We start from the raw sequence: 24381 nt of genomic DNA, 5'->3' as shown, positions 1-24381 counted from the left end.
GCGGCTTAGCGTTGTGTGAGGCAACGCTCAGATAGGGTCTCGACGTGCCATCTCCAGGATGTCGCTGTCAATCTTGTAGGATCGTGCAAAAACTTTGCAGGATCGCTCTAACGCTTGCAGCGTGCGCACCCTCATAGTCCTGATGCGTCAGGCCGGGCTCCCTCCGGACCTGCACCCTTTCCCAAAATGAGGACAGACTGATGGCCATTGCAAGAGGATATGCGGCGACCGATGCGTCGAAGCCGCTGACGCCCTTCACCTTCGAACGCCGCGAACCGCGCGACGACGACGTGGTGATCGAGATCAAATATTGCGGCGTCTGCCACTCGGACATCCACCAGGCCCGCAACGAATGGGGCAACTCGGCGTTCCCGATGGTTCCGGGCCACGAGATCGTCGGCATCGTCACGGCGGTCGGCTCCAAGGTGACCAAGTTCAAGGTCGGCGACCGCGCCGGCGTCGGCTGCTTCGTCGATTCCTGCACCACCTGCGCTACCCGCGATCTGGATCTGGAACACTACATGCCCGGCCTGGTCGTGACCTACAACGGCGTCGAAGCCGACGGCAAGACACCGACCCAGGGCGGCTACTCCGACAGCATCGTCGTCAAGGAAGGCTACGTTCTGTCGATCCCCGAGAACCTGCCGCTCGACGCTGCGGCACCGCTGCTTTGCGCCGGCATCACGCTCTATTCGCCGCTGCGCCACTGGAAGGCCGGTCCCGGCAAGAAGGTCGCGATCGTCGGCATGGGCGGTCTCGGACATATGGGCGTCAAGCTGGCGCATGCCATGGGCGCAGACGTGACCGTTCTCAGCCAGACGCTTTCCAAAAAGGAAGACGGGCTGAAGCTCGGCGCCGATCACTACTATGCCACCAACGACCCCGAGACCTTCACGGCGCTGGCGGGCACGTTTGACCTGATCATCTGCACGGTTGCAGCCGAGATCGACTGGAACGCCTACCTCAACCTGCTCAAGGTCGATGGCGATCTCGTGCTGGTCGGCATTCCGGAGAACGCCGTGCCGGTGCATGCCTTCTCGCTGGTGCCGGCGCGCCGCAGCATTTCCGGCTCGATGATCGGCTCGATCAAGGAGACCCAGGAAATGCTCGACTTCTGCGGCGAACACGACATCGTCTCGGAAATCGAAACGATCCGCATCCAAGAGATCAATGAAGCCTATGAACGCGTCGTCAAGAGCGACGTGCGTTATCGATTTGTCATCGACATGGCATCGCTGCAGGACGCCGCCTAAGCTGAAAGCAGACGGCCCGGGATCTGTGTAGATCCCGGGCCGTTCTTTTATTTTTCTGCGACAGAGGCTCACACCAGCGGCAGCGGCCCGTCGTTCTTGATCTCTTCCATGACAGCATAGGTGCGGGTCTCCTTGACGCCCGGGAGCGTCCAGAGAACCTGGCCGAGGAAGTTGCGGTAGGCCGCCATGTCCTCGAACCGCGTCTTGACCAGATAGTCGAAGCCGCCTGCCACCATGTGACATTCGAGCACGGCCGGCGCCTGTTTGACGGCGGCGGCGAACTGGTCGAAGACGTCGGGCGTCGTCTTGTCGAGCATGACCTCGATGAAGACCAGCAGCCCAAAGCCGAGCTTCTGCGGGTCCAATCGCGCGCCGAAGCCCGAGACGTATCCCTCCTTCAACAGCCGGCGCAGGCGTTCGCTGGTCGCGGTCGGCGACAGGCCGATGCGATCGGCAAGCTCCAGATTGGTGATGCGGCCGTCCGCCTGGAGAATGTTGAGAATTCGTCGGTCAATCTTGTCGATCTGATGCATCGTGCCTCCCAACCGTGCCTCAGGCGGCAAGTCGCGTTTCCGCGAGCTTCACCCAGTAGGAAATGCCGTGCGGGATCGCCTCGTCGTTGAAGTCATAGGCCGGGTGATGCAGCCCGGCGGTGTCACCGTTGCCCATGAAGATAAAGGCGCCGGGGCGGGCAAGCAGCATGTAGGAGAAATCCTCACCGCCCATCATCGGATCGAGCGACGGCTGGACATTGCCGGCACCGGCAATCTCGGCTGCCGCCTGCAAGGCATAACCGGTCTCGTCGGCATGGTTCACCGTTACCGGATAGTTGCGGTTGTAGGAGACCTGGACGGTCGCGCCGTAGATCTGGGCAACACCCTCGGCAATCGTGCGGATGCGGCTTTCGCCGATCTCGCGCACCTCAGGCATGAGGGTGCGCACGGTGCCGCCAAGCACGGCTTCCTGCGGAATGACGTTGTGGGCGAAGCCGGCATTGAACTTGGTGACGGAGACGACGACGGAGGCGAGCGGATCGACTGTGCGCGACGCAATCGTCTGCAAGGCGGTCACGATCTGCGTTCCGACGATGATCGGGTCGATCGTCTTGTGCGGCTGGGCCGCATGGCCGCCACGGCCCTTGATGGTGATGGTGAACTCGTCGGTCGAGGCCATGATCGGGCCGACGCGGCTGCCGAACTGGCCGACGGGCATGCCCGGCATGTTGTGCATGCCGTAGACTTCGGCAATGGCGAAGCGCTCCATCATGCCGTCCTTGACCATCTCGTTGCCGCCGCCGCCGCCTTCTTCGGCAGGCTGGAAGATCACCGCGACTTGGCCGGCGAAGTTACGGGTCTCGGCGAGATACTTCGCCGCGCCGAGAAGCATGGCCGTGTGGCCGTCGTGGCCGCAGGCATGCATCTTGCCGGATGTCTCAGAGGCCCAGTCCTTGCCGCTCGTCTCGGTGATCGGCAGCGCGTCCATGTCGGCGCGCAGGCCGATGGTGCGGCCCGCGCCGAGATTGCCGCGGATGAGGCCGACGACGCCGGTGCGGCCAAGCCCCGTCACGATTTCGTCAACGCCGAACTCCTTCAGTTTCTTTTCGACGAAGGCTGCCGTATTTTCGACCGCGAACAGGAGCTCCGGATTCCTGTGCAGGTGGCGCCGCCATTCGGTGACTTCATTCTGGAGCTCGGCGGCACGGTTAAGTATCGGCATCGTTTCGTCCTGTCGGTCTGTTCGATCACTAATTGTATCTGCGTATCGGTGTGGATTGGCACGACTGCCCGTGAATGGGCTTTGCCATCTCCTCGCCATATAGGCTAAATAGCCGGACGAGACGAGGCAACAGCGGATTTTCGAGGTCCTATCGTGGTGACAGCAGGATTTTTCACGCGTGGCAAGATGAAGGCGCTCGGAGTGACGGCGGCGACATGCGCCACGCTTCTTGCGGCGCTGCCGGCTGCGGCCAATCCAAGGCTGGTCGTCGACGTCAATTCGCTGAAGGTTTACGAGCACCAGGATATCTTCCAGAAATGGTATCCGGCGTCGCTGACCAAGCTGATGACGGCCTACACGGCCTTCCGCGCCATCAAGTCCGGTCAGCTCACGCTCGAGAGCCCGGTCATCATGACCAAGAACGCCGCCGCCGAGCCGCCGAGCAAGATGTTCTACAAGCCCGGCCAGGCGATGACGCTCGACAGCGCGCTGAAGATGATGCTGGTGAAGTCGGCAAACGATGTTGCGGTCGCGATCGCCGAAACGGTCGCCGGTTCGGAGCCCGCCTTCATCGAGCGGATGAATGCCGAGGCCCGCCGCATCGGCATGACCTCCTCGAACTTCATCAATCCCAACGGTCTGCCTGGTCCCGGCCAGTACACGACCGCCCGCGACCTTGCGGTACTCGCGATCACGCTCAAGCGCGAGTTTCCGCAATACGCCTCCTATTTCTCGCTGGAAGGTTTCACCACCGGCAAGAAGGATTATCCGAACTACAACATGCTGATCGGCCGCTTCGAAGGGGCTGACGGCATGAAAACCGGCTTCATCTGCGCCTCCGGCTTCAACCAGGTTTCATCCGCCACCCGCGAGGGGCGCAGCGTCGTCTCGGTCGTGCTCGGCGAGGACAGCCTCGGTGCGCGTGCGGATGAGTCCGCACGGCTCCTGCAGATGGCACTGACGACGAACGGCAACGGCAAGCCGTCGCTGGTGCAGATCCCGGCCTATGGCGAGACGCGCGACATGGTGGCCGATGTCAGCAAGCAGATCTGCTCGAAGGCGGCCGCGAAGGTTCGCAGCGAGGGCCGCGACGAAGCCGGCCGCCAGAAGCTGCTCTCGCCCTATATCCACGAAATCAACCGGCCGCTGAAGCTTGCCTTCGCCGGGCTGATCGCCGGCAGCGGCGAAAAGGCGCCGAAGCTTGCCGGCGACCCGGTCGGCCAGGGCGATGTCGCCAATGTGCCGATCCCGGTGCCGCGGCCGACCTTCTGATCGGAGTGCATGATGGTTAGTCCCTTGTCGGCGGTGCCGGTCTCGATCCTTACCGGCTTCCTCGGTGCGGGCAAGACGACGCTGCTCAACCGGCTGCTGAAGGATCCCGATCTCTCGGATACGGCCGTTATCATCAACGAGTTCGGCGACGTGTCGATCGATCATCTGCTGGTGGAAGCCTCCAGCGACGGGGTCATCGAGCTTTCCGACGGCTGCCTCTGCTGCACCGTGCGTGGCGAACTGGTCGATACGCTTGCCGATCTCATGGACCGCATGCAGACCGGCAAGATCAGGCCGCTGAAGCGCGTCGTTATCGAAACCACCGGCCTTGCCGACCCAGCGCCAGTGCTGCAATCGGTGATCGGCAATCCGATCATTGCGCAGAACTTCCGGCTGGATGGCGTGGTCACCGTCGTCGACGCCGTCAACGGCCTGCAGACGATCGCCAACCACGAAGAAGCGCTGAAGCAGATTGCCGTTGCCGATCGCATCGTCATCAGCAAGACAGGCCTTGCCGAAACGTCGGAGCGTGATGCGCTGACGGCGCGGATCCGCGCGCTCAATCCGCGCGCGCCGCTGATCGATGGCGACAGCGCCGAAGCAGGGCGCGCAGAGCTGTTCGATTGTGGCCTCTACGACCCGTCGTCGAAGATCGCTGATGTCGGCCGCTGGCTGCAGGACGAGGCGCACCACGACCACCATCATCATGACCACGGTCACGATCATCACGACCACGATCACCACCATGATCATGGGCACGATCATCATCACCATCACGATGTGACGCGACATGGCGGCGACATCCGCTCCTTCAGCATCGTGCACGACCGGCCGATCGAGCCTATGGCGCTCGACATGTTCATCGATCTCCTGCGCTCGGCGCATGGCGAGAAGCTGCTCCGGATGAAGGCGATCGTCGCGGTTGCCGACAGGCCGGACCGGCCGCTGGTGCTGCATGGCGTGCAGAACGTCTTCCACACGCCGGAGCGGCTCGCCGCCTGGCCGGACCCGAACGACCGTCGCACGCGCATGGTGCTGATCACCAAGGGGTTGGAAGAGGCCTTCGTCCGCGACCTCTTCGACGCCTTCACCGGCAAGCCGCGCATCGACCGGCCAGACGCCCAAGCGTTGTCCGACAATCCGCTCGCCGTGCCAGGCATGCGGTTCTAAATCACCTCAGTAATCGAAGCGTTGCCGCGCGGCAGACGTGGCGTCTTACGAGCCCTTGCGGATGAGGAACCGGTGGCCGCCGTCGGCGGGTGCGGCCTCTACAAGCTTGTGGCCGTCCTCGTTGCAGAAATGCGGAATGTCGATCACCGCCAGCGGATCGGTGGTCTCAATCTCCAGCAATGCGCCCGGCGCCAGCGAAGTCATGCGTTTACGCGTCTTCAAAACGGGAAGGGGGCATTTAAGCCCCCTCAGGTCATAGACGATCTTCTGTTCGTCCGGCATCAATTGCCCCAGATCTTCCAGAACGGCCGCTTCTTCGGCGGCTCTTCCGTCATAACAGGCGCTCCGGCGGTCGCATCGGCTGACGGTGTCGTTGCCGTGGTCACGGCAGCGGCCTGCTGCTGGGCGGCAGGGGCCGGCGCCTTCGCCTGCTTTGCGGTCGTTGCCGGGGCCGCTTGCGTCTGCGGTGCGGCAGTAGCCTGCTGTTCAGGCGTGATGACGACCGGGGCCGGCATCTGCAATTCCGGCTCGCTCTTGGAGAACAGGCTCCAGAAGGATTTCTTCGGCTGCTCGACGGCCGCCTGCATCACTGGCTGCGGAATGGGATTGGCGGCCGGGACCGGGACGTGCTTGCCGCCATCGGTCGCCTTTTCGAGTTCCTTCTTCTGGATCTCGACGGCCTGCTTGGTTTCTTCCGCTTCCTTCTGCAAGGCGATCTTCTTTTCGAGATCGCTCGCCTTCATCATCTTGCCGGCGTCAAGCGAGTTGCCGGTCGGCGCATAGGCGAGTTCGCGGCCGACGCGCTGCTTGGCGACGATCGCCTTGCGCTCGGCTTCGCTGGGCTCGTACCAGACCATGCCGTCATACTTCTTCATCGCCTTGTCGTAGTCGGTCTGGTAGCTCTTTTCGAAGCTCGCCATCGCCACCTGCAGGGCTGGCGGCGTCGACATGGCCGGGCACTGGCCACCCGGATTGAACGGGCCGGAGGCCTGCTGGTTGAAGACGTACTTCTTCTCGCAGACATTGACTTCCGGCGGACGCTTGGTGACTTCGAACTGGTCGTAGCCGACCTTCAGCATCTTCCAGAAGTCGATATTCGGATTGTCGCGGTGCCGCGCCATGTTCTCCGCGGTCATGCGGAAGGGGAAGGCCTGCAGCTGAACGCTTTCCTGGCCGCCCTTGAAGCTATCGCGGGCGAGCGCAAAGATCTCGATCATCTGCTCGTCGGTCATCGAGTAGCAGCCCGACGACGAGCAGGCGCCGTGGATCATCAGGTGTGTGCCCTGGCGACCGTTCGCCTTGTCGTAGGCGTTGGGGTAGCCGGTGTTGATCGCCAGATAGTAGTTGGAATTGGGGTTCATCTGGCGCGGGAAGAGCGGGTAGAAGCCTTCCGGCGCCTGCCGGTCGCCTTCCTTCACCTTGGGCCCAAGCTTGCCGGACCAGGCGCAGATCTTGTAGGTCTTCAAAAGCTGGAAGCGGTTGGCGGTATTGGCCTTCCAGACCTCGAGCGTGCCTTCTTCCTTGAAGATGCGCAGCGCGATCGGGGCTTGCTTCTGCATCCCGAGCTCGCTCATCTTTTTGACCATCGGGGCAGAGACCTGATACTCGGTCTTGTTCCTGACGGATTTGATATCGACCGATGTCGTCGCATCCAGCGTTTCGTTGGTGCAGCCGGCAAGCGCGGCGACAATGGCGGCGGAAGCTAAAAGGTTCCAGAAACGCATCAGCAGAGGCCCGTTCAAACCCAAACTCGACTAGGAAAGCCCAAGTCCGCGAGGGTGGGCCTTTTAGAGAATCACTAAGCGATTATACTTCACGAATTCTTAACCCTGCAGGGTGGCCCTGCCGATGCGCTGTTCATGACCTCATGAATATGGCCAAGATTTGGCCACACTCCGCTTTGCAGTTGCGAAATCCGCTTCCGCAATCGCGGGCCATCAGATCGGGCGAGGGGAAGGTCGTGGGATTTCCGCCCCGCTCCCGCTTAAGGACTGCCGATCCGGCTTAGAGGTTACGGCCGATATTCAGATATTTTTGTCGGCGATCGGTGCGCAACTGGTCGCCATCGCGTCCGGAAAGTTCCTTGAGCGCGTCGGCGATCACGGTTCCGGTGCGGCCGATGACCGCGTTCGGGTCGCGGTGCGCGCCGCCGACCGGTTCCTGAATGATGCCGTCGATGACGCCGAGCGCTTTCAGATCCTCGGACGTGATCTTCATGTTGCTGGCCGCTTCCTTGGCACGGGTGGAATCGCGCCACAGGATCGAGGCTGCACCTTCCGGCGAGATGACGCTGTAGATCGCATGCTCGAGCATGTAGACGCGGTTGCCGGTGGCGATCGCAATCGCACCGCCGGAGCCGCCTTCGCCGATGACGACGGTGACGATCGGCACGCGAACGTTGAGGCACATCTCGGTGGAGCGGGCAATCGCTTCCGCCTGGCCGCGCTCTTCGGCGTTAACGCCCGGGTAGGCGCCTGCGGTATCGACCAGCGTGATCAGCGGCAGGCCGAAGCGGTCAGCCATTTCCATGACGCGGATCGCCTTGCGGTAGCCTTCTGGACGGGGGCTGCCGAAATTGTGCTTGATGCGCGACTTGGTGTCGTTGCCCTTTTCCTGGCCGAGAACGGCGACCGGCATGCCGCGGAAGCGCGCAAGACCGGCCTGAATGGCGTCGTCGTTGGCGAAGTTGCGGTCGCCGGCAAGCGGCGTGAACTCGGTGAAGAGCTCGGCGGCATAATCCAGGAAGTGCGGGCGCGAGGGGTGGCGGGCGACCTGGGTCTTCTGCCACGGCGTCAGCTTGGAATAGATCTCGACCATCGCGTCGCGGACGCGCGTCTCCAGGCGTTCGATCTCATCCGAAGTGTTCACGCTCTCGTCTTCGCCGGCAAGCTTCTTCAATTCGAGAATCTTGCCTTCGAGGTCGGAGATGGGTTTTTCGAAATCGAGATAGTTGTGCATGAGATGCGTTTCCGATCATTTTGCGACAAGGGTCTGCGGGCCGAAACCAGCCTGCCCGGCGGTCCTAATCCTGTTTTTTCGCCTGTTTGGCAAGAGGGTGATGGTTTTGCACCAGGTTGTGCAGCCGTTCTTCCAGAACATGTGTATAGATTTGTGTCGTTGAAATGTCCGAGTGACCGAGCAGTTCCTGCACCGCGCGAAGGTCGGCGCCATTGGCCAGCAGGTGGCTGGCGAAGGCATGTCTAAGCACGTGCGGGGAGATCGTGGCGACGCGAATGCTGGCGCGCGCGGCCAGCGATTTCAGATCGCGGGCAAAAACCTGGCGCGGCAGGAACCCCTGCTTGCCCGAGGAGGGGAAGAGCCACGGGCTCTCTCGGTTGCCACTTTCCTCGCGCGCAATCTCCTCGGCGAGCGCCTCGCCATAGGCCCGCATGGCCCGGATCGCTGCCTGTGATAGCGGAACGAGGCGGTCCTTGTTGCCCTTGCCGCGGATGACGAGGAAGCGGCCGTTCTGGGCGAGCACGCTTGCGGGCAGCGACACGAGTTCGCTGACGCGCATGCCGGTCGCATAGAGCAGTTCGATCAGCGCATGCATGCGCAATTTGGCGAGGTGGTCGGTACCGCCGGCTGCCGCCTCGGTCTCCGCCTGGCCGATCAGGCGCGAGACGTCGTCGACGCTCAGCGTCTTCGGCAGGCTACGTCCCTTCTTCGGCGCGTCGAGGATCCCGGTCGGGTCGTCGCCGCGCATGCCTTCGGCGTAGAGGAATTTGTAGAACTGCCTGAGCGCCGAAAGCCGCCGCGCTTGCGAGGAGGCCTTGAAGCCCTGACCGGCGAGATGGGCGAGATACCCGCGAAGGTCATCTGGTGTCGCCCCGGTCAGCCCGGTTCCGAGCGTGCGCAGATGCGAGGAGGCATCTTCGAGGTCACGCTCGTAGGATTGCAGCGTATTGACCGCTGCACCCCGCTCGGCGCTCATCATTTCGAGGAAAGCCTCGACATGGGCGGCGGAAAGATCGCTCATTGGGTCTTGTTCACCCGTTCGGACGGGATCTTCACGGTGACGTCGCGCTCCGTCGGCTCGACGAAGGTGACGAGAGAGATCATCGTGCCGTACACTATCCCGGCAATTACGGCGCAGAAGAACAGGAACCGGAAGAGGGTCGGCATTTCAATCTCCTCTGCATGTGCCTTTCGATCGAAGCGGACGTAAGGATACATGCAGGCGTTCAAACGGCCAGTGCGTTTCAGGCGCTCGGAATGAGCGCGCGACGCTGTGGCGGGTGCCAGACCTATATGAACGCCGCTTCCGCCGAGTTCAAGAACCGTGAGCGGACGCGAGCGACGACTTGACGCTACACCCCGATTTGTCGATACCGAAAGGGAATGGGGAATAAGAAGTCCAATGAACGACGTGATCGAACCGGTTTCCGCAACGCTTGCCGAGCGGGCGAAGCTTGTACTCGGTAAACGTAATCTCGTGTTCATCGGCCTGATGGGCGCCGGCAAATCGGCAATCGGTCGTTTGACGGCTCAGGCGCTTGGCATTCCCTTCGTCGATTCTGACCATGAGATCGAGCGCGTCTCGCGCATGACGATCAGCGATCTCTTTGCCCGCTATGGCGAAGACGAGTTCCGGGCGCTTGAAACGCGGGTGCTGAAGCGGCTCTTGCGCAGCGGTCCGCGCGTGGTCTCGACCGGCGGCGGCGCCTATATCAACGAGCGCTCGCGCCGCCAGATCAAGAAGGGTGGCCTGACGGTCTGGCTGAACGCCGAGCTCGACGTGCTCTGGGAGCGGGTCAACAAGCGCGACACCCGGCCGCTGCTGAAGACCGAGAACCCGAAGCAGACGCTCGAAAACCTGATGAATGCGCGTTACCCGATCTACGCCGAAGCGGACCTGACGGTGCTGTCGCGCGATGTGAAGAAAGAGACGATGGTCGAGGATGTCCTCACCGCCGTCATCGAGTACCAGGACAAGAAGACCCATGAATAGCCATGCGATGCCTGCAGCCGAACGCAAGGTCCGTGTCGACCTCGGTGACCGTTCTTACGACATCCTGATCGGTCCCGGGCTGATTGCGGCGGCCGGTGAGGAAATCGCCGCCCGCCTCAAGGGGCGCAAGATGGCCGTCATCACCGATGAGAACGTCGCGCCGCGCTACCTTGAGCCGCTCATGGCGAGCCTTGGGGAGTGCGACATCGACGCCGTGTCGCTGGTGCTTCCCGCCGGCGAAAAGACCAAGAGCTTCGAACATCTGATTCCGGTCTGCGAAACGGTGCTTGGCGCCCGGATCGAGCGCAACGATGCGGTGATCGCGCTTGGCGGTGGCGTCATCGGTGACCTCACCGGCTTTGCCGCCGGCATCGTGCGCCGCGGCTCGCGCTTCATCCAGATACCGACCTCGCTCTTGGCGCAGGTGGATTCCTCCGTCGGCGGCAAGACCGGCATCAATTCGCCGCACGGCAAGAACCTGATCGGTGTCTTCCACCAGCCGGATCTGGTGCTGGCGGACACCGACGTGCTCGACACCTTGAGCGAGCGCGAATTCCGCGCCGGTTATGCCGAGGTCGCGAAATACGGGCTGATCGACAAGCCGGACTTCTTTGCCTGGCTCGAAAACAACTGGCAGGCGGTCTTTGCGGGGGGTAGCGCCCGCATTGAGGCGATCGCAGTCAGCTGCCAGGCCAAGGCGGACGTCGTGGCGGCGGACGAACGCGAAAATGGCCTGCGCGCGCTGCTCAATCTCGGCCACACCTTCGGCCATGCACTGGAGGCGGCGACCGAATACGACAGCGCCCGGCTGGTGCACGGTGAGGGCGTTTCGATCGGCATGGTGCTGGCGCATCAGTTCTCGACGCGCATGAACCTTGCGAGCGCCGACGATGCAACCCGTGTCGAGGCGCATCTGAGGGCCGTCGGCCTGCCGACGCGCATGTCGGAAATTCCCGGTACACTGCCTCCGGCAGAACGGCTGATGGACGCGATTGCCCAGGACAAGAAGGTCAAGGGCGGCAAGCTCACCTTCATCCTGACGAAGGGTATTGGCCAGTCCTTCGTCGCTGATGACGTCCCATCCTCCGAGGTTCTGAGCTTCCTGAGGGAAAAGCACCCGCAATGACCGGCGAAGCCTTCATTGCCTTCCTGGCGGAGTACTGGCTGTCGATCCTGTCAGTCTTCTGCCTGCTTGTGCTTTCGGGCTTCTTTTCGGGTTCGGAGACGGCGCTGACCGCCGCGTCGCGCTCGCGTATGCATACGCTGGAAAACAACGGCGAAGAGCGCGCCGGCATCGTCAACCGGCTGATCGAGCGTCGCGACCGGCTGATCGGCGCGCTGCTGATCGGCAACAATCTCGTCAACATTCTTGCCTCGTCACTGACGACGAGCCTGCTGATCGGTCTCTTCGGCGACAGCGGCGTGGCGATCGCCACACTCGCCATGACCGTGCTGCTCGTCATCTTCTCGGAAGTACTGCCGAAGAGCTGGGCGATTGCTTCGCCGGATCGTTTCGCGATTGCCGTGGCACCGCTCGTCCGTCTCTTCGTCGCCGTCGTCGGCCCGGTTTCGAGCCTCGTCAACGGCATCGTCCGGCGCCTGCTTAACATCTTCGGCATCAACCTGGCCTCCGACATGTCTATGCTGTCGGCGCATGAGGAACTGCGCGGCGCCGTGGACCTGCTGCACCGCGAGGGCTCGGTGATCAAGGCCGACCGCGATCGGCTCGGCGGCGTGCTCGATCTTGGCGAGCTTGAAATCTCCGACATCATGATCCACCGCACCAGCATGCGGGCGATCAATGCCGACGAGCCGCCGGAAACCTGCGTCCGCGATATTCTCGAAAGCCCGTTCACGCGGCTGCCGCTCTGGCGCGGGTCGACCGACAACATCATCGGCGTCGTGCATTCCAAGGATTTGCTGAGGGCGCTGGCCGAACCAAATGTCGAGCCGGAAAACCTCGATATCGTCAAGATCGCGCAGAAACCCTGGTTCGTGCCGGACACGACCAACCTCAAGGATCAGCTCAACGCGTTCCTGCGTCGCAAGCTGCATCTGGCGATCGTCGTCGACGAGTATGGTCAGGTTCAGGGTCTGGTGACGCTGGAGGACATTCTGGAGGAGATCGTCGGCGATATCGCCGATGAGCACGACCTCGACATTCAGGGCGTGCGCCAGGAAGCCGATGGCTCGATCGTCGTCGATGGCTCGGTGCCGATCCGCGATCTCAACCGCGCGCTCGACTGGTCGCTGCCGGACGAGGAGGCGACGACGGTGGCCGGTCTGGTCATCCACGAGTCCAAGAGCATTCCGGAGGAACGCCAGGCCTTCACCTTCCACGGCAAACGCTTCATCGTGATGAAGCGGGTGAAGAACCGCATTACCAAGCTGCGCATCCGCCCGGCGGAAGAGGGCGCTCCGCTGGCCTGATGGCCGCGATTGCCTCTACCAGCGGGTCGGCTCGCCGGGGGCTGCCGGCTCGACGGCGAGCGCATGCAGGCCGGCGTCGAGTTCTGGCTTCAGGAGATCATTGATGGCGCGGTGGCGGGCGACACGGCTCATGCCGGCAAAGGCGCTAGAAACGATACGCACCCGCATGTGGGACTCGCCGGTACCATCGAACCCCGGCTGATGGCCGGCATGCTGATGGCTCTCGTTGATGACCTCGAGCCGTTCAGGGTGGAAGGCCTCGATCAGCTTCTTTTCGATGGTCTCGGTGAGCGACATTCTTCCGTCCCATTTTGCTGTTTGCTTGGCGCCCCCTCGCAGTTAAGAACCCGGTAATCGCTGGCACGGCGGCGCAAAATGCCCGCACAAAGCCAGCAACATTCCGCTTTGTCAATTCTTGTTGTGACTCCCGCCAAACCCCATAATGAGCGCCATGAGACTCGATTCAAAATACTTCGATCGCATTCGAACCCGGCGCAAGGTCGAGCCGCAGGCAGAGCCGGCGGCTCCCGTCTGTCAGTGGGACGGCTGCGATCAGAAGGGTGTGCACCGGGCGCCCGTCGGTCGCAACGCCGAGGGGCAGTATTTCATGTTCTGCTTCGAGCACGTGAAGGAATACAACAAGGGCTACAACTTCTTCTCCGGCCTCTCCGACAGCGAGGTCGCCCGCTACCAGAAGGAAGCGATCACCGGTCATCGGCCCACCTGGACCGTCGGCGTCAACAAGAACGCCAAGAACGGCCCGACCCAGTCGCAGACGCGGTCTGGCTCTGCCGGCGCCCAGGCCCGCATGCGCGATCCCTTCGGCTTTGTCAGCGAGGCACGGGCGCGATCCGGTCGTCCCGAGCCACGTCAGCGCAAGCTGAAGACGCTCGAGGCGAAGGCCTTCGAAACGCTTGGTCTCGGAGCCTCGGCGACCACTGCCGACATCAAGGCGGCCTACAAGGACCTCGTCAAGAAGCATCACCCCGATGCCAATGGCGGAGATAGAGGATCGGAAGAGCGTTTTCGCGCGGTTATTCAGGCCTACCAATTGTTAAAACAGGCTGGTTTCTGCTAACAACCCGGATTAATACAGAAGCACTTTTGCAGGCGAATGCGCGGGTGCCGTCCGGTGGCCGCTCTGGAGACATGATGAGCAAGATTGACCTCGACATTTCCAACCTCCCCGACACCACGATTTCCGTCCGGGAGGTTTTCGGCATTGATACGGATTTGCGCGTTCCTGCCTATTCGAAGGGCGACGCCTATGTCCCGGATCTGGATCCGGACTACCTCTTCGACCGCGAAACGACGCTCGCCATTCTCGCAGGCTTCGCCCACAACCGACGCGTGATGGTGTCGGGCTATCACGGCACCGGCAAGTCCACCCATATCGAGCAGGTCGCCGCGCGCCTCAACTGGCCGTGCGTGCGCGTCAACCTCGATAGCCATGTCAGCCGTATCGACCTCGTCGGCAAGGACGCGATCGTCGTCAAGGACGGCCTGCAGGTCACCGAATTCAAGGACGGCATCCTGCCCTGGGCCTACCAGCACAATGTCGCGCTCGTCTTCGACGAATACGATGCCGGCCGCCCGGACGTCATGTTCGTCATCCAGCGCGTGCTGGAATCCTCCGGCCGCCTGACGCTGCTCGACCAGAGCCGTGTCATCCGTCCGCACCCGGCCTTCCGCCTGTTTGCGACCGCCAACACCGTCGGCCTCGGCGACACGACCGGCCTCTATCACGGCACGCAGCAGATCAACCAGGCGCAGATGGACCGCTGGTCGATCGTCACCACGCTGAACTACCTGCCGCACGACAAGGAAGTCGACATCGTCGCCGCCAAGGTCAAGGGCTTCACTGCCGACAAGGGCCGCGAGACCGTCTCCAAGATGGTACGTGTCGCCGACCTCACGCGCGCAGCCTTCATCAATGGCGATCTCTCGACCGTCATGAGCCCGCGTACGGTCATCACCTGGGCCGAGAACGCCCACATCTTCGGCGACATCGCTTTCGCCTTCCGCGTGACCTTCCTCAACAAGTGCGACGAGCTGGAGCGGGCGCTGGTCGCCGAGCACTACCAGCGCGCCTTCGGCATCGAGCTGAAGGAAAGCGCTGCCAACATCGTGCTCGAAGCCACCGCCTGATCCCACGGCCTGCCGTCCCCTTTGGGAGGGCGGGCCATGACGCTGTGGCAAACCGGATGACGCCCCACTGGGGCGCCGTCGCCTCTGGCTGAAGAAGGAACTGTCGTGAGCTCGAATTCGAAGGCAAAGCCAACCACGCGCGAGAATGCTGCGGAACCGTTCAAGCGGGCGCTTTCCGGCTGCATCCGATCGATCGCGGGCGATGCCGAGGTGGAAGTCGCCTTCGCCAACGAGCGGCCGGGCATGACCGGCGAACGCATCCGTCTGCCGGAACTTTCCAAGCGCCCGACCCTGCAGGAACTTGCCGTGACCCGCGGGCTCGGTGACAGCATGGCGCTGCGCAAGGCCTGTCACGATGCGCGGATCCACGCGACCATGTCGCCGCAAGGGGCGGACGCCCGCGCGATCTTCGATGCGGTGGAGCAGGCTCGTGTCGAGGCGATCGGGTCGTTGCGCATGGCGGGTGTCGCCAAGAACCTCAACGTCATGCTCGAAGAGAAATACGCCAAGGCGAATTTCGCAACCATCGAGCGCCAGGCGGACGCGCCGCTCGGCGAGGCCGTAGCGCTGCTGGTGCGCGAGAAGCTGACGGGCCAGAAGCCGCCGGCGTCTGCCGGCAAGGTGCTCGACCTCTGGCGCGAGTTCATCGAGGGCAAGGCTGCCGGCGACATTGAGCACCTGTCGTCGACGATCAACAACCAGCAGGCCTTTGCCCGGGTCGTTCGCGACATGCTGACCTCGATGGAAGTCGCCGAGAAATACGGTGACGACGACAACGAGCCGGACGAGCAGGAAAGCGAGACCGACGAAGACCAGCCGCGCAGCCAGGAGCAGGACGAGAACGCCAGCGACGAGGAAGCCGGCGACGATGCTGCACCCGCCGACGAGAACCAGGCTGCCGAAGAGCAGATGGAAGAAGGCGAGATGGACGGCGCGGAGATCTCCGACGACGATCTCCAGGACGAAGGCGACGAGGACAGCGAAACGCCCGGCGAGGTCAAGCGTCCGAACCAGCCCTTCGCCGACTTCAACGAGAAGGTCGACTACGCCGTCTTCACCCGCGAGTTCGACGAGACGATCGCGTCGGAAGAGCTTTGCGACGAGGCCGAGCTCGACCGGCTGCGCGCCTTCCTCGACAAGCAGCTTGCCCATCTTCAAGGCGCGGTCGGCCGCCTTGCCAATCGGCTGCAGCGCCGCCTGATGGCGCAGCAGAACCGCTCCTGGGAGTTCGATCTCGAAGAGGGGTATCTCGATTCGGCGCGGCTTCAGCGCATCATCATCGATCCGATGCAGCCGCTTTCCTTCAAGCGCGAAAAGGACACCAACTTCCGCGATACGGTCGTGACGCTGCTGATCGACAATTCCGGCTCGATGCGCGGCCGCCCGATTACGGTTGCCGCCACCTGCGCCGATATCCTGGCGCGCACGCTCGAGCGCTGCGGCGTCAAGGTCGAGATCCTCGGTTTTACCACCAAGGCGTGGAAGGGTGGGCAGTCACGCGAGAAGTGGCTGGCCGGCGGCAAGCCACAGGCCCCGGGTCGCCTCAACGACCTGCGACACATCGTCTACAAGTCTGCCGACGCTCCGTGGCGCCGGGCACGACGCAATCTCGGCCTGATGATGCGGGAAGGCCTGCTCAAGGAAAACATCGACGGCGAGGCGTTGATTTGGGCGCATGAGCGGCTGATGGCGCGGCGCGAACAGCGGCGCATCCTGATGATGATTTCGGACGGCGCGCCGGTCGACGACTCGACGCTGTCGGTCAATCCCGGAAACTATCTGGAGCGTCACCTGCGCGCGGTCATCGATCAGATCGAAACGCGCTCGCCGGTGGAACTGCTGGCAATCGGTATCGGCCACGACGTGACGCGCTACTATCGCCGTGCCGTCACGATCGTCGATGCCGATGAGCTTGCCGGCGCGATGACCGAACAGCTGGCCGCACTCTTCGAGGACGAAAGCCAGCGCCGCGGTTCTTCGCGTCTTCGCCGCGCCGGGTGATGCTTCCCCCTTGGGGGCGGTGGAACATCGCCTCCGAGCTGCCAATCGGCACCTGCACGCATCGCTGGCGGCCGAAGTCAATTTACGGACATAGTTTTACAGTCTACCAAGCTACCATGCGTGGCGGGCTCACTGTGAGCGCACGCCGCGTCATTCCCGATGCCCCCCCTGAAGGTACTTCTCTTGATGCTTGGCCGCGGTCTCCTAGCCCTTTTCCTCCTGGCTTCGGCCTGCCCGGCATGGTCCGCTTCCGATAGCGAAGACCTGCCGATCCGCAGCCGCCAGATCAGTAATTTCGCTGTCGGTTCCAGCGCCACCCGGTTTGGCGCCCTGGAGTTTCTCGGCGGTCTGGAGATGACCTCGTCAAATCCGCTGTTCGGCGCGGTTTCGGCAATCCGCTTTCGTCCTGACGGCAGCTCTTTCGTCGCCGTCATGGATACCGGCCACTGGCTGGAAGGTGCGGTAACCCGCGACGAGCAGGGTCGGCTTTCCGGTATCACCAACCTGACCGCCACGCCGATGGCGGATCGTAACGGTGATGTCGGCCTGGCGAAATGGAAGGTGGATTCCGAAGGGCTTGCCCTTCGTGAAGGCCAGGCGATCGTCAGTTACGAGCAGGCCCATCGCATCGACATCTATCCGGATCCGGGTTTTGCCGGCTCTAAGCCGATCGGAAGCCTGGCATTGCCGTTTCCGATCAGCGAGCTGCGCAGCAACGCCGGCATTGAGACGATCGCGGTCTCGCCGAAGGACAGCCCCCTCGCGGGCGCCATGATCGCCATTGCCGAACGCAGCGTCGACAAGGCGGACAATCTTTTGGCCGGCATCCTCGACGGGCCACAGCGCGGCGCATTCAGCGTCGTGCGCAAGGATCCCTATGCGGCAACCGATGGCGCCTTCCTGCCGAACGGCGACCTCTTGCTGCTGGAGCGACGTTTCTCCTTCGGCTCGGGTCTCGGCATGCAGATCCGTCGGATCCCAGGTGATAAGATCAAGCCCGGCGCGGTCGTCGACGGCGAAGTCCTCTTCGAAGCGGACATGGGCTACCAGATCGACAACATGGAAGGCCTCGACGTCGTCGTGCGTCCCGACGGCGACGTGCGGGTCATCGTCGTCTCCGACGACAACCATTCGATCCTCGAGCGCAACCTGATGCTGGAGTTCCGGCTCACCACCGCGCTGACACAATAAGCCAGCCAACTCCTGAATAGTGCGATCCGCCCGATCGTGTGGAGATCCGGCCAAGCGCCGGTGAAGGATCGAGCCGTCTCGCTGGGCGCGGCTGCGCAGAGGCCCGAACAAGCCCGTCCGATGCTTGACGGTGTCCCGGCAAATGCCTATTGGCCGATTGTCCGTTGAAGGAGATTTATGCGCAGAGGCTGAAAATTTACCCGCATTCGCGGTTGTTCAAGGCGCCGAACAGGCGTCCCTCTTGACGCATATCTATTGAACGGAAAAACCATGAAAAAAATGGATGTGATGATCCGCGCCTATCGTGCTGCGGATTTGGAAGAACTGTCGGCCATCTGGTTCGAGGCCTCGATAACGGCGCACGCATTTGTCGGCGAGGCGCGGTTGCGTGAACAGCGCCTGTTGATCGAGACCGTCTATCTGCCGAACGCGGAGACTTGGGTCGCCATCCGGGACGGCGAACCGGCCGGGTTCGTCAGCTTGCTCGACGATTTCATCGGCGGGCTCTTCGTCTCGCCACGACACCAGGGTGCCGGCATCGGCCGCTTGCTGGTTTCGCATGCCCTGCAGCTGAAGGGGCAGCTCCGCTTGGAGGTCTACACCGCCAATTCGCAGGCCTATGCCTTCTACGAGAACCTCGGCTTTGAAGAACAGTCCCGGCGGTCGGAAGACGACGAAGGGCTGCCATTCGAAAACGCTCAGATGCTTTTGAAGCAGCGCTAGAAGGTGAGGCGCGGGGAAGGTCGGCTGCTGCTCTTCCCCGCGCCTTGCAATCGACGCCCGGTCGCCGCTTCGGCGCGGGCCGAGGCGTGCCGGCAGGCGGCCCTTAGGCCGCCTGCTTTTCCGCAGCGGGCATGGGCTTCACGATGCTCATCAGCGCGCCATAGGGGAGCAGCATGACGAGGCCGCAGAGGATCTTCACGCTCAAGTCACCGACCGCCCAGGAGATCCAGCGCGGTGCTTCAGCCGCAAGTACGCCGAGGAGCGGTGCGGTTTCCAGCGCAAAGCTGTCGTTCGGGCCGAAGAACACGAAGAACGGTGCGAACGCAAAGGAGAAGAACATTGCGGTATCGAGCGCCGAGCCGATCAGCGAGCCTGCGAGCGGCGCATGCCACCAGCTCTGACGGCGGAGCCGGTTGAACACCGAGATGTCCAGGAGTTGACCGAACAGGAAGGCCGAGCCCGACGCGATAGCGATGCGCGGCGTGGCGGCGACGATGGAGAGCAGAATGGCGACGATGAAGCCTGCGACTACCACGCGGCGCGCGATGCGCGGCCCGAACTGGCGGTTGGTAAGGTCGGTCACCAGGAAGGCGAAGGGATAGCTGAAGGCGCCCCAGGTGAGGAGATCGCCGAGCTGCATACCGGCAATCGAGCCCGGCAGCGGAAACTGAACGAGGATGTTCGAAGCGACGACCACGAGGGTCATCAGCGCGACATAGACGAAGAATGTGCGGTTGATCAGCATTTTTTTATCCTGGGGTATGCCACCAGCTAGAGGGATGAAAGCAGGGCAGTGCACCCGGCCGATGAAGGCAAAAGCGCGTATCGGTTAAGAAACGTGCGCACGAGAAAAAGGCTTGCCGGATGAACCCGCAAGCCTTTTAAACGCGTGTCAAAGACGGTGCGCTGGCGCCGATTAGGCGGCTTCAGCAACCTTCTTGACGATCTGGCGACGCAGCAGGCGAGCGCGCATGCTCAGCTCGTTCTCGTCCGACTTCAGCAGGAAGGCGTCGAGGCCGCCACGGTGTTCAACCGAGCGGAGAGCAGCTGCGGAAACGCGCAGGCGGTAGCGCTGGCCGAGAGCATCGGAAATCAGCGTGACGTTGCACAGGTTCGGAAGGAACCGGCGCTTGGTCTTGTTGTTGGCGTGGCTTACATTGTTGCCCGACTGGACGCCCTTGCCGGTCAATTCGCAACTACGGGACATGGTACACCTATTCTCTTTATCGCCGCCGGACAATGCGGTAGCGGGCCCAGAGCCCAGGCCGCGTTCCTAGGCCATTATTGGAAAGTCGCGGTTCTATAGTCAGAGACGGCCCGCCCGTCAAGCCAAACCTCTTGCATTCTCGGAAAACCGCGGTTTTTCCCGGCCGATCTGCCCATGCGAAGCGCTGTCCGGGCAACAATAATGGTGCGCGAGACCCATTCCAAGCGGTTTTGCTATGCGCTATTTCTTGACCGAGGACACACGACGGTTTGGTTCCGTGATTGGACCGACCGCGTAGCCGGCGACAGCGAAATGGCGCAGAAAAGCCGTAAACACCCTGCATTTCAGGGTATTGCGGCGATGTTCAAGTGATGGATTCCTAAAGGCATGAAGTTGCGAAATGGCTTTCGCGGGGCAATGCTGCTTTCGGCGGCCTTGTTTTCCACAGCATCATCGGCCGCCGATGCCGAGCATCTGACGGATTACAGCATCTCGCTGTCCGGTCTGCCGGTGGCGCGCGCCTCATTCCACACCGAGGTTCAGAAGAATCGCTACACGATCTCGGGGACGCTGAAATCGGCGGGCCTGCTCGATATCCTCAGCCGCACGTCGGGCCAGACACAGGTTTCCGGCGTTGTCGACAAGGATTACCTGCGCGCGTCGCAATATTCGATGTCCTATCGCAGTGGCTCGAAGAGCCGGGCGATCAGCGTTACTTACCGCAACGGCAATGTCGTGCATGCGAGCATGACGCCGAAGCGCACGCCTTTGCCGAAGAACTGGGTGCCGGTCACCTCGCGTGACATGCGCAACGTTCTCGATCCGCTTTCGGGGCTGATCATTCCGGCGCAAGCGCGCGTCTGCCCCAACACCCTGCCGATTTTCGACGGCGAGTCGCGGCTCGACATCAAGCTGTCGCCGAAGGGTACCAGGCCTTTCAAGACGAAGGGCTTCGAAGGCGAGGTGATCGTCTGCGGCATCCGCTTCGTGCCGAAGGCCGGCTACAAGAAGGGCCGCGAGGACGTCGAATATCTGCGGCGACTGCAGACGATGGAAATCTGGTTCGCCAAAGCTGAGACCATGAATGTCTATGCCCCCGTCTATGTCCGCATCCCCACCAAGCTCGGGCCGGTCACGGTCTCGGCGACGCGATTTGGTGGTTGACGCGCGATCGCGTGCAACTAAAAGGTTAAATACCACCAAGCACCGTGATTTTGACGGCGCAGGTTTCCGTTGAGAGAAATCGCGCCCGGGGACGACTATGAAACTCAAGGCAACTCTGATCGGTTTTTCGGCCATCCTGATGTGGTCGCTGCTCGCGCTGTTCACGGCGGCATCGGGCAAGATGCCGCCGTTCCAGCTTTCGGCAATCTGTTTCCTGATCGGCAGCCTGCCCGGCCTTGCGGTGCTTGTGGCAAAACCGGAGCGCCTGGCGTTGCTCAAGCAGCCGGCGAAGGTCTGGATTACGGGCATTGCCGGCCTCTTCGGCTATCACTTCCTCTACTTCACGGCGCTGCGCAATGCGCCGGCGGTGGAGGCCGGGCTGATCGCCTATCTCTGGCCGCTCTTGATCGTTGTCGGTTCGGCACTGCTGCCGGGGGAGCGGCTGCGCTGGTATCACATCGCCGGCGCGCTTGCGGGCCTCGTCGGCACGATCCTGATCGTCGCGCGCAACGGCGTCGCCTTCGACGATGCCTATCTCATCGGCTATGGCGCGGCCTTCCTCTGCGCCTTTACCTGGTCGGTTTATTCGCTGATCACACGCCGCTTCGAGGCGGTTTCGACCGATGTGGTCACCGGCTTCTGCCTTGCCACCTCGATCCTGTCCTTCGTCTGCCATCTCGCGCTCGAAACGACGGTCTGGCCGGCGACGACCTTCGAGTGGCTGGCGGTCGCGGGCCTCGGCCTCTTGCCGGTGGGGGCGGCCTTCTATGCCTGGGACTTCGGGGTGAAGAACGGCGACATCCAGCTTCTCGGCGTTTCGAGCTATGCAGCACCGGTGCTCTCGACGCTGATCCTGATCCTCTTCGGCTTTGCAGAGCCATCCTGGCGCATAGCGCTTGCCTGCCTGTTCGTCACCGGCGGGGCGGTGCTCGCCGCCCAGGATCTGATTTTGCGCAAGGATGCCGTAGCCACCCAGCCGGCGGAGTAGTCCGAAAGATCGCTATCGGGTCGGCGGCTGCCAGTCGGGGGCTGCCATCTCGAAGGCGGCAAAATCGAAGGCCGGCGCGACCGTGCAGCCGACCAGCGTCCAATCGCCGAGCGAGGCAGCCGACTGCCACCAGTTGGCCGGTACTACGCCCTGCGGCCGCTCACCATCCCGGATGTCGGGCCCAAGCCGCAACGTCTCGGCGGGCTTGCCGTCCTCGGCAATGCTGAGTTCGAGCGGCGCGCCGGCGTGGTAGTGCCAGATCTCGACGGCGTCGCGGACGCGGTGCCAGTGCGAACGGTCGCCACGCTCAAGCAGATAATAGATCGCCGTCGAATGGCCCCGCGGGCCGCCGGCCGTGTCACGGAAGGTCTCGATGTACCAGCCGCCCTCCGGATGGCGTGTGAGGCCAAGCGCCTCGATGACCTCTTCCGCCGTCTGTGCTTCAGCCATCAGAAGTTATCCTTCCGCTTGCGGATTTCCGCAAAGACCGCGGCATCGTCGGCATCTCGCAGGCCGAGATGGGCGCGAATGCCGGGATCGGCGGCGCGCAGGAACGGGTTCGTACGCTTCTCCAGGCCGATTGTCGTCGGCGCGGTGAAGCCGCCGTCGCAGCGGATTTCCTCGATCTCGGCAGCGCGTGCCTTGAGTTCGGCATTGTCGGGATCGACGGTGACCGCGAAGCGGGCATTGGAGAGCGTGTATTCGTGGCCGAAATAGACGGTCGTGTCGTCCGGCAAGGCCATCAGCCGGCTGAGAGACTGCCACATGGTCGCCGGCGTCCCCTCGAACAGACGGCCGCAGCCGAGCGCAAAAAGCGTGTCGGCGGCAAAGAGCAGCTTGTCCTGTGGAAAATGGAAGCAGATATGGCCGGCGGTATGGCCGGGTGTTTCGATCACCTCGACGTTGCGGCCCGCAAACTCGAAGCGTTCGCCATGACGCACCGTCTTGTCGAGGCCCGGAATTTTCGCGGCCTCGTTGAACGGACCGATGATGATGGCGCCGAAGCGGGCTTTCAACGCGTCATTGGCCGCGACGTGGTCGCCATGATGGTGCGTCGTGAGAATATGGGTGAGCGTCCAGCCGCGGCGTTCCAGCGCCTCCAGGATTGGCGCCTCCTCGGGCGCGTCGATCGAGGCGGTCAGGCCGCTTTCGAGGTCGTGGATCAGCACGCCGAAATTGTCGGTGCGGCAGAGGAAAAGATCGAGTTCGAGCGCGGCCATGGCAGGTCCTCCGGTCAGGAGAGGGGAGATGCTGCCGAATGTAGCGAGCCTTACCTTGAAGTCTACCGCTTCGAAGCTAACATGTTGCGAATGCATACCGATATTGTCGACCTTCGCGAATTCTATCACTCCGAGCTTGGCCGGATGGCGGAGCAATCCGTCACCATGGCGCTTTCGTCCGTCTGGGCGCGGCTGCCGGACGAGCGGCTGGTCGGCCTCGGCTATGCCGTTCCCTATCTCGAGCGGTTCCGCAAGGACACGGAGCGCACCTTCGCCTTCATGCCTGCGGGCCAGGGCGCGGTGAACTGGCCGGTTGCCGAGCTTTCCTCGACGGCGCTGGTGTTCGACGAGGAATTGCCGCTGCCGGACGCATCGATCGACCGGGTGCTGATGGTGCATTCGCTGGAATTTGCCGAAAGTCCGCGCGAGACGATGAAGGAGATCTGGCGGGTGCTGGCGCCGGGCGGCCGGCTCGTGATCGTCGTGCCCAATCGACGCGGCGTCTGGGCACGCATGGAGCATACGCCCTTCGGCTCCGGCCGACCCTATTCGCGCGGGCAGCTGACGGCGCTGTTGCGCGAGACCAACTTCACGCCGGGGGCTACGGCCGACGCGCTGTTCTTCCCGCCGTCGAAGCTCCGGGCGATCCTGCGGCTGCGCCGAGGCTTTGAGCGGCTCGGCCGCTGGCTCTGGCCAGTGTTCTCAGGCGTCATCGTCGTCGAGGCGCAGAAGCGGCTTTACCAGGGGCTACCGGTTGCAGCGCGTGCGTCCCGCCGTGTCTTCGTGCCGGTGTTGGCGCCGCAGGGCGTGCCGAGCACACGCGAACGGCCACGCCTCACCCGATAAGGCGCTGCGTACAGGCGGCGGACCCTCGACAAAAGCCGCTTGCGCCGGTAATGGCTTGACCTCTTTTCCTGCCTATAGCGCCCCGCGCCTCCCAAGGCGCG

Annotated in this window: 27 protein-coding genes; 15 read left to right on the top strand and 12 right to left on the bottom strand. The window is 62.9% G+C overall.

The genetic code is table 11. The annotated features are described in order from the left end of the window. Nucleotides 1-200 precede the first annotated feature (200 nt). A complete protein-coding gene (locus ASE71_RS09610) occupies nucleotides 201-1253 on the top strand; it encodes an NAD(P)-dependent alcohol dehydrogenase (protein WP_060518530.1) in 1053 nt (350 codons plus the stop codon). Between the two features lie 68 nt (nucleotides 1254-1321). On the opposite strand, the gene ASE71_RS09605 is transcribed toward ASE71_RS09610, so the two are convergent. Together ASE71_RS09605 and ASE71_RS09600 are read right to left on the bottom strand one after the other, a co-directional pair. Further along, nucleotides 1322-1786 (bottom strand): Lrp/AsnC ligand binding domain-containing protein, encoded by a 465-nt coding sequence (locus tag ASE71_RS09605; RefSeq protein WP_034806518.1) that lies wholly within the window; start codon nucleotides 1784-1786, stop codon nucleotides 1322-1324. A 19-nt stretch (nucleotides 1787-1805) separates the two neighbouring features. After that, complete coding sequence (locus ASE71_RS09600; protein WP_034806520.1) at nucleotides 1806-2969, bottom strand: M20 aminoacylase family protein; 1164 nt, start codon at nucleotides 2967-2969, stop codon at nucleotides 1806-1808. A 201-nt stretch (nucleotides 2970-3170) separates the two neighbouring features. On the opposite strand from ASE71_RS09600, the gene ASE71_RS09595 reads away from it, so the two are divergent. Beyond that, complete coding sequence (locus tag ASE71_RS09595; RefSeq protein ID WP_060518655.1) at nucleotides 3171-4241, top strand: D-alanyl-D-alanine carboxypeptidase family protein; 1071 nt, start codon at nucleotides 3171-3173, stop codon at nucleotides 4239-4241. Between the two features lie 12 nt (nucleotides 4242-4253). Further along, entirely contained in the window at nucleotides 4254-5411 is a 1158-nt protein-coding gene (locus ASE71_RS09590) for a CobW family GTP-binding protein (RefSeq protein WP_060518652.1), read from the top strand. A 45-nt stretch (nucleotides 5412-5456) separates the two neighbouring features. On the opposite strand, the gene ASE71_RS09585 is transcribed toward ASE71_RS09590, so the two are convergent. The 5 genes from ASE71_RS09585 to ASE71_RS36405 form a co-directional block, all read right to left on the bottom strand. After that, a complete protein-coding gene (locus ASE71_RS09585) occupies nucleotides 5457-5693 on the bottom strand; it encodes a sulfurtransferase TusA family protein (protein WP_060518528.1) in 237 nt (78 codons plus the stop codon). Next, nucleotides 5693-7135 carry a L,D-transpeptidase family protein gene (locus tag ASE71_RS09580; RefSeq protein ID WP_060518650.1) on the bottom strand — a complete coding sequence of 481 codons (1443 nt, stop codon included), beginning with the start codon at nucleotides 7133-7135 and terminating at the stop codon, nucleotides 5693-5695. The genes ASE71_RS09585 and ASE71_RS09580 overlap by 1 nt, the downstream gene beginning before the upstream one ends. 280 nt (nucleotides 7136-7415) lie before the next feature. Beyond that, nucleotides 7416-8369, bottom strand: coding sequence for an acetyl-CoA carboxylase carboxyltransferase subunit alpha (locus tag ASE71_RS09575; RefSeq protein WP_034806530.1), 954 nt, complete (start codon nucleotides 8367-8369; stop codon nucleotides 7416-7418). Nucleotides 8370-8433: 64 nt separating this feature from the next. Next, nucleotides 8434-9390, bottom strand: coding sequence for a site-specific tyrosine recombinase XerD (xerD, locus tag ASE71_RS09570; protein WP_060518526.1), 957 nt, complete (start codon nucleotides 9388-9390; stop codon nucleotides 8434-8436). After that, nucleotides 9387-9536 carry a hypothetical protein gene (locus tag ASE71_RS36405; protein WP_034806731.1) on the bottom strand — a complete coding sequence of 50 codons (150 nt, stop codon included), beginning with the start codon at nucleotides 9534-9536 and terminating at the stop codon, nucleotides 9387-9389. The genes xerD and ASE71_RS36405 overlap by 4 nt, the downstream gene beginning before the upstream one ends. A gap of 235 nt (nucleotides 9537-9771) precedes the next feature. On the opposite strand from ASE71_RS36405, the gene ASE71_RS09560 reads away from it, so the two are divergent. Genes ASE71_RS09560 through ASE71_RS09550 form a run of 3 tightly spaced genes read left to right on the top strand, consistent with a single transcriptional unit; the run spans nucleotide 9772 to nucleotide 12792 of the window. After that, nucleotides 9772-10362, top strand: coding sequence for a shikimate kinase (locus tag ASE71_RS09560; protein ID WP_034806536.1), 591 nt, complete (start codon nucleotides 9772-9774; stop codon nucleotides 10360-10362). Then, complete coding sequence (gene aroB, locus ASE71_RS09555; protein WP_034806539.1) at nucleotides 10355-11488, top strand: 3-dehydroquinate synthase; 1134 nt, start codon at nucleotides 10355-10357, stop codon at nucleotides 11486-11488. Before ASE71_RS09560 ends, aroB begins: the two co-directional genes overlap by 8 nt. Beyond that, complete coding sequence (locus ASE71_RS09550) at nucleotides 11485-12792, top strand: HlyC/CorC family transporter (RefSeq protein WP_060518524.1); 1308 nt, start codon at nucleotides 11485-11487, stop codon at nucleotides 12790-12792. Before aroB ends, ASE71_RS09550 begins: the two co-directional genes overlap by 4 nt. A gap of 15 nt (nucleotides 12793-12807) precedes the next feature. Here the strand turns inward: ASE71_RS09550 and ASE71_RS09545 are convergent, their stop codons facing one another. After that, nucleotides 12808-13089: a BolA family protein gene (locus tag ASE71_RS09545; RefSeq protein ID WP_060518522.1), complete on the bottom strand. Its 282-nt coding sequence runs from the start codon at nucleotides 13087-13089 to the stop codon at nucleotides 12808-12810. A 145-nt stretch (nucleotides 13090-13234) separates the two neighbouring features. Here ASE71_RS09545 and ASE71_RS09540 point away from each other — a divergent pair, with 145 nt between their 5' ends. The 5 genes from ASE71_RS09540 to ASE71_RS09520 all read left to right on the top strand — a co-directional run bounded on the left by ASE71_RS09540 (nucleotide 13235) and on the right by ASE71_RS09520 (nucleotide 18855). Further along, nucleotides 13235-13870, top strand: a complete 636-nt coding sequence (locus tag ASE71_RS09540) for a J domain-containing protein (RefSeq protein ID WP_034806549.1) — start codon at nucleotides 13235-13237, stop codon at nucleotides 13868-13870. A gap of 74 nt (nucleotides 13871-13944) precedes the next feature. Beyond that, nucleotides 13945-14940 (top strand): cobaltochelatase subunit CobS, encoded by a 996-nt coding sequence (gene cobS / locus ASE71_RS09535; protein WP_034806552.1) that lies wholly within the window; start codon nucleotides 13945-13947, stop codon nucleotides 14938-14940. Between the two features lie 105 nt (nucleotides 14941-15045). Then, nucleotides 15046-16941: a cobaltochelatase subunit CobT gene (gene cobT / locus ASE71_RS09530; protein WP_060518520.1), complete on the top strand. Its 1896-nt coding sequence runs from the start codon at nucleotides 15046-15048 to the stop codon at nucleotides 16939-16941. 186 nt (nucleotides 16942-17127) lie between these two features. Continuing rightward, complete coding sequence (locus ASE71_RS09525; protein WP_060518518.1) at nucleotides 17128-18132, top strand: esterase-like activity of phytase family protein; 1005 nt, start codon at nucleotides 17128-17130, stop codon at nucleotides 18130-18132. Nucleotides 18133-18402: 270 nt separating this feature from the next. Further along, nucleotides 18403-18855 carry a GNAT family N-acetyltransferase gene (locus tag ASE71_RS09520; protein ID WP_060518516.1) on the top strand — a complete coding sequence of 151 codons (453 nt, stop codon included), beginning with the start codon at nucleotides 18403-18405 and terminating at the stop codon, nucleotides 18853-18855. Between the two features lie 103 nt (nucleotides 18856-18958). Here the strand turns inward: ASE71_RS09520 and ASE71_RS09515 are convergent, their stop codons facing one another. Together ASE71_RS09515 and rpmB are read right to left on the bottom strand one after the other, a co-directional pair. Further along, the gene (locus ASE71_RS09515; protein ID WP_034806565.1) at nucleotides 18959-19600 is read right to left on the bottom strand and encodes a VUT family protein; all 642 of its coding nucleotides are present in this window, start codon (nucleotides 19598-19600) and stop codon (nucleotides 18959-18961) included. Between the two features lie 171 nt (nucleotides 19601-19771). Beyond that, nucleotides 19772-20062 carry a 50S ribosomal protein L28 gene (rpmB, locus tag ASE71_RS09510; protein WP_034806568.1) on the bottom strand — a complete coding sequence of 97 codons (291 nt, stop codon included), beginning with the start codon at nucleotides 20060-20062 and terminating at the stop codon, nucleotides 19772-19774. A gap of 201 nt (nucleotides 20063-20263) precedes the next feature. Between rpmB and ASE71_RS09505 the strand changes: the two genes are divergently transcribed. The 3 genes from ASE71_RS09505 to ASE71_RS09495 all read left to right on the top strand — a co-directional run bounded on the left by ASE71_RS09505 (nucleotide 20264) and on the right by ASE71_RS09495 (nucleotide 22214). Beyond that, nucleotides 20264-20434 carry a hypothetical protein gene (locus ASE71_RS09505; protein ID WP_156400705.1) on the top strand — a complete coding sequence of 57 codons (171 nt, stop codon included), beginning with the start codon at nucleotides 20264-20266 and terminating at the stop codon, nucleotides 20432-20434. A 15-nt stretch (nucleotides 20435-20449) separates the two neighbouring features. Beyond that, nucleotides 20450-21226, top strand: coding sequence for a DUF3108 domain-containing protein (locus tag ASE71_RS09500; RefSeq protein ID WP_060518514.1), 777 nt, complete (start codon nucleotides 20450-20452; stop codon nucleotides 21224-21226). A 97-nt stretch (nucleotides 21227-21323) separates the two neighbouring features. After that, complete coding sequence (locus ASE71_RS09495; RefSeq protein ID WP_060518512.1) at nucleotides 21324-22214, top strand: DMT family transporter; 891 nt, start codon at nucleotides 21324-21326, stop codon at nucleotides 22212-22214. A gap of 12 nt (nucleotides 22215-22226) precedes the next feature. Here the strand turns inward: ASE71_RS09495 and ASE71_RS09490 are convergent, their stop codons facing one another. After that, nucleotides 22227-22664: a cupin domain-containing protein gene (locus ASE71_RS09490; protein ID WP_060518510.1), complete on the bottom strand. Its 438-nt coding sequence runs from the start codon at nucleotides 22662-22664 to the stop codon at nucleotides 22227-22229. Next, nucleotides 22664-23434 (bottom strand): hydroxyacylglutathione hydrolase, encoded by a 771-nt coding sequence (gloB, locus tag ASE71_RS09485; protein ID WP_060518508.1) that lies wholly within the window; start codon nucleotides 23432-23434, stop codon nucleotides 22664-22666. The genes ASE71_RS09490 and gloB overlap by 1 nt, the downstream gene beginning before the upstream one ends. An 81-nt stretch (nucleotides 23435-23515) precedes the next feature. On the opposite strand from gloB, the gene ASE71_RS09480 reads away from it, so the two are divergent. Beyond that, entirely contained in the window at nucleotides 23516-24280 is a 765-nt protein-coding gene (locus tag ASE71_RS09480) for a class I SAM-dependent methyltransferase (RefSeq protein ID WP_089044490.1), read from the top strand. Nucleotides 24281-24381: the final 101 nt, after the last annotated feature.

Source organism: Ensifer sp. Root954, assembly GCF_001429005.1.
GTDB lineage: Bacteria > Pseudomonadota > Alphaproteobacteria > Rhizobiales > Rhizobiaceae > Ensifer > Ensifer adhaerens.
The sequence above is the reverse complement of the archived record's forward strand: the minus strand, read 5'-3'. Positions and strand labels throughout refer to the sequence as shown.